Source organism: Pedobacter sp. HMWF019 (genome assembly GCF_003061025.1).
GTDB lineage: Bacteria > Bacteroidota > Bacteroidia > Sphingobacteriales > Sphingobacteriaceae > Pedobacter.
Genome location: NZ_QAIL01000096.1, coordinates 1 through 7951, shown reverse-complemented (window position 1 = coordinate 7951; position 7951 = coordinate 1). Strand labels below are relative to the sequence as shown.

At 38.9% G+C, this 7951-nt stretch carries 7 protein-coding genes; 3 read left to right on the top strand and 4 right to left on the bottom strand.

From position 1 onward, the window contains the following. Nucleotides 1-267: 267 nt before the first annotated feature. Nucleotides 268-1173, top strand: coding sequence for a P63C domain-containing protein (locus DBR11_RS06300; RefSeq protein ID WP_108550759.1), 906 nt, complete (start codon nt 268-270; stop codon nt 1171-1173). Nucleotides 1174-2095: 922 nt separating this feature from the next. Here DBR11_RS06300 and DBR11_RS06295 read toward each other — a convergent pair. Continuing rightward, nucleotides 2096-2845 carry a DUF2971 domain-containing protein gene (locus tag DBR11_RS06295; protein WP_108550757.1) on the bottom strand — a complete coding sequence of 250 codons (750 nt, stop codon included), beginning with the start codon at nt 2843-2845 and terminating at the stop codon, nt 2096-2098. 59 nt (nt 2846-2904) lie between these two features. On the opposite strand from DBR11_RS06295, the gene DBR11_RS06290 reads away from it, so the two are divergent. Beyond that, nucleotides 2905-4380, top strand: coding sequence for a hypothetical protein (locus tag DBR11_RS06290; RefSeq protein WP_108550756.1), 1476 nt, complete (start codon nt 2905-2907; stop codon nt 4378-4380). A gap of 325 nt (nt 4381-4705) precedes the next feature. Next, a complete protein-coding gene (locus DBR11_RS06280; protein WP_108550754.1) occupies nt 4706-5314 on the top strand; it encodes a hypothetical protein in 609 nt (202 codons plus the stop codon). A gap of 222 nt (nt 5315-5536) precedes the next feature. Here the strand turns inward: DBR11_RS06280 and DBR11_RS06275 are convergent, their stop codons facing one another. The 3 genes from DBR11_RS06275 to DBR11_RS06265 form a co-directional block, all read right to left on the bottom strand. Further along, nucleotides 5537-5881 carry a transcriptional regulator gene (locus DBR11_RS06275; protein WP_108550753.1) on the bottom strand — a complete coding sequence of 115 codons (345 nt, stop codon included), beginning with the start codon at nt 5879-5881 and terminating at the stop codon, nt 5537-5539. Between the two features lie 50 nt (nt 5882-5931). Further along, nucleotides 5932-7197, bottom strand: a complete 1266-nt coding sequence (gene ltrA, locus DBR11_RS06270; RefSeq protein WP_199233774.1) for a group II intron reverse transcriptase/maturase — start codon at nt 7195-7197, stop codon at nt 5932-5934. A 498-nt stretch (nt 7198-7695) separates the two neighbouring features. Next, nucleotides 7696-7839 (bottom strand): helix-turn-helix domain-containing protein, encoded by a 144-nt coding sequence (locus tag DBR11_RS06265; RefSeq protein ID WP_108550752.1) that lies wholly within the window; start codon nt 7837-7839, stop codon nt 7696-7698. Nucleotides 7840-7951 lie beyond the last annotated feature (112 nt).

Sequence of the window (7951 nt, the reverse complement as noted above, 5' to 3'; positions counted from 1 at the left end):
ACTTTAAATATTTAAAAAATATTTTTGTTTTTTACACCAAATTTTACCGGAAAGCACCATAAAACACCAGAATAAACCTTTTTTGATATCTGTCATTGGATAGCAATAAATCTACTGGAACAGCTATATTCACCTCTATAATAATTTTAAAAAAGAAAGGGGATGAACCATTACGGCCTAACTCCTTAAATTAATGCTCTCAGGAGTGAAGATAAGAATTTATTTTTAAAATGTATGTTTGCTATATTGCAGATCAAAATTAGCGCTATGGCAAAGAAAACATTAAAAGCAGAATACGGATCTGACAAAACACCATTGATAATTGGTTCAATTGAAATACCTTGTTATGTATTGACAGATGGTACACGTGTGTTATCTAGAAACGGCATGCAAAAAGCGATTGGCTACGAGGGGACAAGCGGGGATTGGCTGGTTAAATTTGTTGGTGGAAAAAACATATCTACACACATTAAGCCTGAAATAATAGCTGGACTTTCCGAGGTTATAAAATTTAAAAGGAATAACGCTGGTGGCTCTCAATCCATGACCTATGGTTATGAAGCTACTAAGTTAATTGACTTTTGTGACGCGTTAATAGACTTGAAAAAATCTGGCGTGTTAAAGGATAATCAGATCATCTATGCAGACCAAGCAGAAATAATTATTAGATCTGTAGCAAAGGTCGGGATTATCGCACTGGTAGACGAAGTTACTGGGTATCAGTATGACCGCGAGCGGGATGCTTTACAGACAATCCTAAAGGCATACATTTCAGATGAGCTATTAAGCTGGCAAAAAACCTTCCCTGACACTTATTATAGAGAAATATTCAGACTGAATGGCTGGGGATATACTGTGAGTGATATAAAAAGAAGACCGGGTATTGTTGGAAAATGGACAAACAGAATAATTTATGATCAGCTCCCTAAAGGTATCCTGGAAGAACTAAAGAAGAACACACCTAAAAGTGCTGCTGGAAATTACACAGCAAGATTTTTTCAAAGTTTAACTTCAGATACAGGACATCCGCATTTATCAGCGCAGCTGAACCAAGTAATAGCCGTTATGCGAATTTCTGATAATTGGAAACAATTTATTACCCATTTCAATAAAATGGTTGACAGGAAAAACGGCCAATTGGAATTAGGACTAGATGATTTGGCACCAGAATAGCGCCAAACTATCTATCTTTATTTTTATGAAAGAATAATAGTTGAGCCTAACTTAGAATCAACCCTCAAAATCTGTCAGAATTCCCTCTAACACCAGAATATCATCAGCACATAACCTGGACCGTTGCTCAATTAGTTCCCGCACACAGTTACATTTAACAAATGTACCATGATAATACATATCAATGAATATAGATGCCAGTTTCCACTACTACCGGTAATCTAGCTGATTTCGACGCCGCTTGTTTCAACACCAAAGGCCGCTTTAAGGTGATTTTCCTTTATAATAATGTGGGCTAGAATTCGCATTTTGTATAGGGGATAACAATGAAAATTGCTCATTTTTTTTATCCATTAGTTTAATAAAATTATTATCAAGTGCACTAATATTATAGTCTTGATAAAAAATATTTTTAACATATGGTAATTTCAACCATTAAGCAAATAGTAGACCATGTTTCTTAATGCTGTTAAGCCTTTTTATCGCGGACAATACAATACAATACAATACACCACAGGATTTACCTATGGCTAAGGAATATGAAGAACAAGGCCGGTTCTTTTCCAATGAACTTGCACGTAGTGATGTAAGTCCTAGCGAGGATTATAAGTATAAAATTACTTCTGCGTATGCCAATAATGTTTGGCAAAATATGCATTTAAAAGGTACTACCTATCGAGTGTACAGCGATTGTATTTCGACAAAAACCTATCATTTCTGCCGGAGGTTGCTTATAGTTCATTGCGATTGGAAGCACCCGTTGGCAAAATCAAATTCGAGCGGATCAATGGTGTCAACCAGTCGGTGACAGTACGCACATTGCTATGGATTTCGGTAAAAACAACACAACATTTGTTTGACAAGAGTATCAACGGGAAATTTTTAGTTAATGGACATATTTGTAATGCCCCCCTGCCATTCTCTAATACTGTACAAAAGGGATATTGGACTTAATAATATCGCAGGGGATATTGAATTGTTTTGTCATAAGCTCTAAAGCCTCTTTAATCTTATCTTGGTGCACTGATGGCCCAATCAGGATTTCTTTTATACTTCTTTTATTGAATTTCTGATCAGTAAAAGGAACGATCATGGAGTTCTTTACCAGGTATTGTATTTTATGGTTTCCTGCTTTTATTACCCCTCGCCACTCGTTCTCTCCACTGAAGCTTGGACTTTTAACATGGGCTAAATCGAACGTAAACTTTATATGTTCGAGGTCTTTGTGAAGAGTTTCTATGTTTAAAAACTTACTTCTTATTCTTTGGTAGTTCGAGGCAACTATAATGTCTTTATATGGATTGCCATATTGACACTTATTCAACAAAACATCTTTGCTGGGGAACACGGTATCCTTATTGAAACCAATCGCAATCCCCCCCTCTTTGGGGCAATATCCCCGCCAAAGATTTAAGTCATCCCCATTTTCACAAAAGGAGATTGTGTAAACCTGATTTAAAAATGTAAATCGGTTTATTAAAGCAGTATCAAATGTGTCCTTGATGTTATTTTTAGACTCGAAACTCTGTATGGCTTGAATGAAAAGACCAACGCCATATTGATATTCCAATGCATCGTTTAGAAATCCAATATTTGTGAACCTGAGGTTTTCGCCGCTGATAATGCTGCAAAAAGCAGTGTATGAAGTGTAGTGATAAAGTAGTTTTGGCATCGTTCAAAGTTCGTTTAAGATACTTTAAAATACATATAAAAAAACCATCTTTATACAACATGAAATCTTATCCAGCCATTTATAATCCTCACCTAGAATGGGAAGCGATTGACTTCCCTTTAGTTTTGAATAGTCTTAAAATTGAAGACCCGGAATTTCAATTAGATGAAAACGCGAATTTGGAGGTTTGGCGTGATGATAATTTGCAGTTAAAAGCTAAAATCGTTGGCAAGTTAAAAGATTTTAAATATTCTGATAAATATATAGGTCAAGGAAACATAACCCAACATCAGATTATTGAAGGGGTGGATAAGAACGGAAATCGGGCGAAACTAAACAGGTGTATTTTCGGTGGTTATCAGATTAATAGTTTGACTCATAATGAATCGGGGCATCTTACAACTATCGATTTGCTGTTTGATACTGTTGAGATACAGTTCTTAAATGATGGAGAGAAAATACCCAACAAACACTTTGAATGGTTCCTATGTTCAGGAATCTCATCGCACTTTTATGGGGCAACATCAAGATCATTTCAAGATAATGCCCAAAAAGTAAGGATTGGTATTGATGAGTATGATTCTGATAAGAACTTATTTGTGAGCAGCTCGACATCAAGAGATTTTATTGTCCTTGATATTCCTCAGATCAAATGTATTATTGCTAAAGTCCCCGATCATTTTATGAAGGGGGGCATGACAGGTATTTGCTTTGAGTTCCGGGATGAACAGATTGCTAAACTTAACGAAGAACTGTTGCGTAACCTTCGGCGCTTTGTTTCATTTTTATTTGGTCAGCAGTTTTATTATTATGGTTATAGCAAACTAAGAGATGACTATCTGGTAGAAACTTTGCTTGACAGCCCGGACATTTCCCTGAAACCCCAACCTCCGATGCCACCAATTCATTTTAATTTTGAATACGAATGGGGCAATATACAACTGCAACTGAACAGCCTTTTTGCACGTTACCTTGAATTGCAGAAAAAATTATTGTTGGATCATGCTGTTGAACGCCTGCATATTGCTCTAGTAACGCCTGTTGGCGTAAATTTACCAATTTTAGCGGGGGCATTGGAGATTATTGCAGGCAAATATTTAGATATGACTGGAAATATCAAATTAGAATATTTACCACAAAAAGAGTATGATACTCTAATCGCCAATGAGGTTTCTTCGCTAACAGCAAAGCTATCCACATTTGATGGCGGGGAGATTATTATCAATAAACTAAAGGGAGCTTTCAGAAAAGGGCCTAATGAAAAAATAAACTTTTTCCTTTCTATACTCGGCCTTGATATTGAAAAGCAGGAAAAGGCAGCCATTAATCTTCGTAATAAAATGACGCATGGTAATCGGAATTACAGTAATGATAAAACCGTTAATGAAGATGTCGTCCTTTCCAGGGTTTATCATGTACTTTTTAACCGTATTGTCCTAAAAATTCTTGGATATGACGGGTATTATATTGATTACAGTATTCAACGATCGCCCTCAAAACCTATCAAAATGGGTGCGGGAGAATTATTAACCTAATTTTATGCCAAGACTAACAATTGAACAGGGAATTAACCAAGTGATGGGTGGTAGGCACATTGTAATACTAGGAGCTGGTGCGAGTATTACCGCTGCGACTCTTATTTTAAATCTTCTCTTGGTAACAATCCACGCCGCACCTGCGAAAGTTACTTTAGCCACTATAAAGCACTTACTATTGACGAAGCGTTTCGCTCAAACAACCCCATCCCACAAAATTTCGGTACGCTAGATGAGCTTTGGGCATGGCACCAACAGCTGATTGACGCGGAAATCAGGGAAGGTAAATAATATTTTTAGTACATTGGCTTAAAATAATCCCAGCATGGAAGAAGCTATAATTATAAGGTGGCCGGAGAACTTGGATGATAAAGATGCGCAGGAAATAGTTGATCTCAGTACACCTGAACTTAAAATTAAAGGTGTTCAGCATGAAGATGAAAGACTTTTTGCGGCTTTTGAATGGACTATACCTACAACTTTTATCGTCATGGTTTCTGGGCTTTTCTTCAAGTCGTTTATGGAAGAAGCGGGTAAGGATGCTTATCAGATGCTGAAGACCCGGTTAAAAGAATACATCCTCAAAAGACGGGAAATAAAAACTAAGCTGGTAGCTGCATCACAGTCTCCGAATAAACTGTCCAAAACGTATGACCAGTCCTTATCGGTATCGATGAAGGCCAGACTACATTCCCGGTTGGTGGTCAATGTAATGATCAGTGAAAAAGTGGAAAACCAGGATGCTGACGACATGATGGATGGGGTATTTGAAGTATTGAACATGCTTTACGTCCAATGCCAAGAAGCAGCCCCTGAAGGACAAGTAAACGGGAATATACGTCCCGAAGAATTGTACCTGCTGGCTAATCCAGAAACCAAGTTATGGGAAATATTGAGTTCTAAGGAGATGTCCGACAGATACAGGAACAGTTAATAACAAGTTAAGAAAGATAGTTTTGATTTAACTCGATATCACATAGAAAGTCAGATCGCTTTTACAGAAAAAGTTGAAGATTCTAAGTCTTCTACTCAAACCGAACTTTTTTGAAAGATTTTTATAGGTCGCATACTCCTTTGCCTTGTTAAGCAAAATCTAAAACACTCAACACCCACTATGACCGCTCTAATCGAGCAGTCATAGTGGGTGTTGAGGATACTACCCAATGTTGATGACTGTTGGCTTCTTCTCATAATACCGCAACAACTTCATTTGAAGGTCAACCAGCAAGCTTTCTCTTTGATGCAACTTCTCACTCAATTCTTCAATTTTCAAAGTATCATCTGATTTAAGACCCGTAAAGTCACTGGAATACATATCAACAATAGATACTTTAAAAAGATCTGCAATTTGACGGAGCCTATTGGTATTGACATCCGTTACCCCTGTTTCGCCGAGTAGGCAAGGGCATTTCAGCCCAAGCCTCTCACAGAACCGGACGTAATACTCTCGCATTATCCGGCTCGTCCAAGTCAAGCCTCTTTCACTCTGTGTTATTGTCATTGTGATTTTGTCCAATTTTCCATTTATAGTTTTGTGATTGCTACATTCATTTATGGGTGAACAATCCCCCAGTGTGCAAACAAGTTCGGTTGTACAGCATATACTCTCTTTAACCATTTATGCGCCCTTCTAAACCCTATTCCCTTCTGCCCCATTACCCATCTCGTTAATTTAAAGTTCAAGTCTCTCCATAAACCGGTTGTCCCCCATTTCCCAAACTCGCAGTAGTAGTTGATCCAACCTCTGGTTTTAGGGTTAATGATCCTCGCGAGTCTCTGGATCGTTCCGGTTGTAAAGTGTAATTTCCAGTCCCGGATTTCCTTCGCTATACGTTTCTTTGCCTTGGTACTCATGGTTGGCATGGTTAGCACAGCCATTCCATAGGGTGTAGCCCATAGTCTCGGTTTAAATGTGTAACCTAAGAAGTCGAAACTTGATTTCTCATGAACAATCCGGCCTTTGTTTCCAGGTCGTTTACAGTACACAATCTGAGTTTTATCCACATTCATTTCCAGTTTACAGCCCTCGAACCGTTCAGCGATTGTTCTTTTCAATTGTATAGCCCTGCGTTTGTAATCGCAGTGAACAATGATGTCATCACAATACCTTTCAAACATTATGTCAGGATAGTTCTTCTGCATCCATTTGTCAAATACAAAGTGGAGATAGATGTTGGAAAGCAACGGACTGATCACCGATCCCTGTCCACTGCCCTCTTCCTTCTTTATCATTGTTCCGTCTTCCATCAGCATACCGCCTTTCAACCAACGTTCTATGTACATTAGCACCCATTTTTCCTGCGTGTACCTCTTTACAGCTTTCATCATTAGTTCATGGTCTATCGTATCAAAGAAAGAGCGGATGTCGATATCTAATATCCAGCATCTTCTGTATCCTCTTAGGTACGCTTTCTTGATGGCCTGATGAGCATGTCGTTTTGGACGATATCCGTAGCTATCTTCGTGGAATGTTGGTTCCGCTAAGGGCTCCAAATAAGTCTTCATTACACTTTGTGCTATTCGGTCTTCCACACAGGGTATACCTAAACTGCGAAATTTCCCGCCACCCTTGTCGATTTTCTTCTCTCTAAGTGACTTCGGGTAATAGCTCCCGGAGGTCATGCGGTTCCATAGTTTATACAGGTTACCTTTCAAGTCCTTTGCGAACTCGTCCAGCGAAACTCCATCAACTCCGGCCGCCCGCCCATTTGCCCGTATTTGTTTGTAACCATCCAATACCATCCTTTTGGTTATTGGGTGTGCTTTTGTTTCGTAATAATCAATCATCCTTTTAATTTCTTTCCAGTTGTATCTCATTTGAAACTGACTTGTTCAGACCCTTCACTCCACTCCCATTACAGGGGTTTCATCATTAATACGGTCTGATCCGTCCCCATATAGCGCATCGGTATTTGACCTCACAGGGTGTCTGCTTGAATCTTTCCCTCAATCGCATCTATATGAGTTCCCTAGTTCCGTTTGTGCGCCTGGAATTAGGTTCCTGCCCCCTGTGCACCGGCAGCCACTTAGTCCACACCAGTTTACTGCTCCTAAGCTTTGTTCCCAAGGCAAAATCCTCCTATAGTTTGGGCTGCGTCTTATACTTATCGACACGTCATCGGGGGTTCATTTACATTCAGCTCCCTATTCCATACTTGATCTTATCGGGTAAGACCTTTTCCTTACTCGTTCAACACCGCCTCCTTTCGCAAAGCAGCACCAGTAGGTAGTTTGCCGGAGATGTCTGTCATACCCGGCGGTGGGCCCTCCACCATCACACAAACAGCATGTTTCCTTTTGATGTTAAGTCATCGACTATGACCTCCTTTCTTCGGAAACTTCAAGGCACAATATTTTCGAATATGCTGGAATAGAAATTTTAAGTAGTTCCGCTACTTCACGTTGCCTCCATCCCATTTTTTGACGGAGGAACTTGATGTTTTTTGAGATTGTTTTCATTATTTTTTTTGTTTTAAATGAATTATAATTCTGCTAAGGGAGGAAAAGAATCAACCTTCTGCAGCAGGTAATGACCTCCCTCTTTTTGCCAGTTTAAGGCTACTTTCCGGTT

Coding starts and splice junctions, on each gene's coding strand:
- DBR11_RS06300 (WP_108550759.1), top strand. CDS start 268: ATGGCAAAGAAAACATTAAAAGCAGAATACGGATCTGACAAAACACCA.
- DBR11_RS06295 (WP_108550757.1), bottom strand. CDS start 2,845: ATGCCAAAACTACTTTATCACTACACTTCATACACTGCTTTTTGCAGC.
- DBR11_RS06290 (WP_108550756.1), top strand. CDS start 2,905: ATGAAATCTTATCCAGCCATTTATAATCCTCACCTAGAATGGGAAGCG.
- DBR11_RS06280 (WP_108550754.1), top strand. CDS start 4,706: ATGGAAGAAGCTATAATTATAAGGTGGCCGGAGAACTTGGATGATAAA.
- DBR11_RS06275 (WP_108550753.1), bottom strand. CDS start 5,881: ATGACAATAACACAGAGTGAAAGAGGCTTGACTTGGACGAGCCGGATA.
- ltrA (WP_199233774.1), bottom strand. CDS start 7,197: ATGAGATACAACTGGAAAGAAATTAAAAGGATGATTGATTATTACGAA.
- DBR11_RS06265 (WP_108550752.1), bottom strand. CDS start 7,839: ATGAAAACAATCTCAAAAAACATCAAGTTCCTCCGTCAAAAAATGGGA.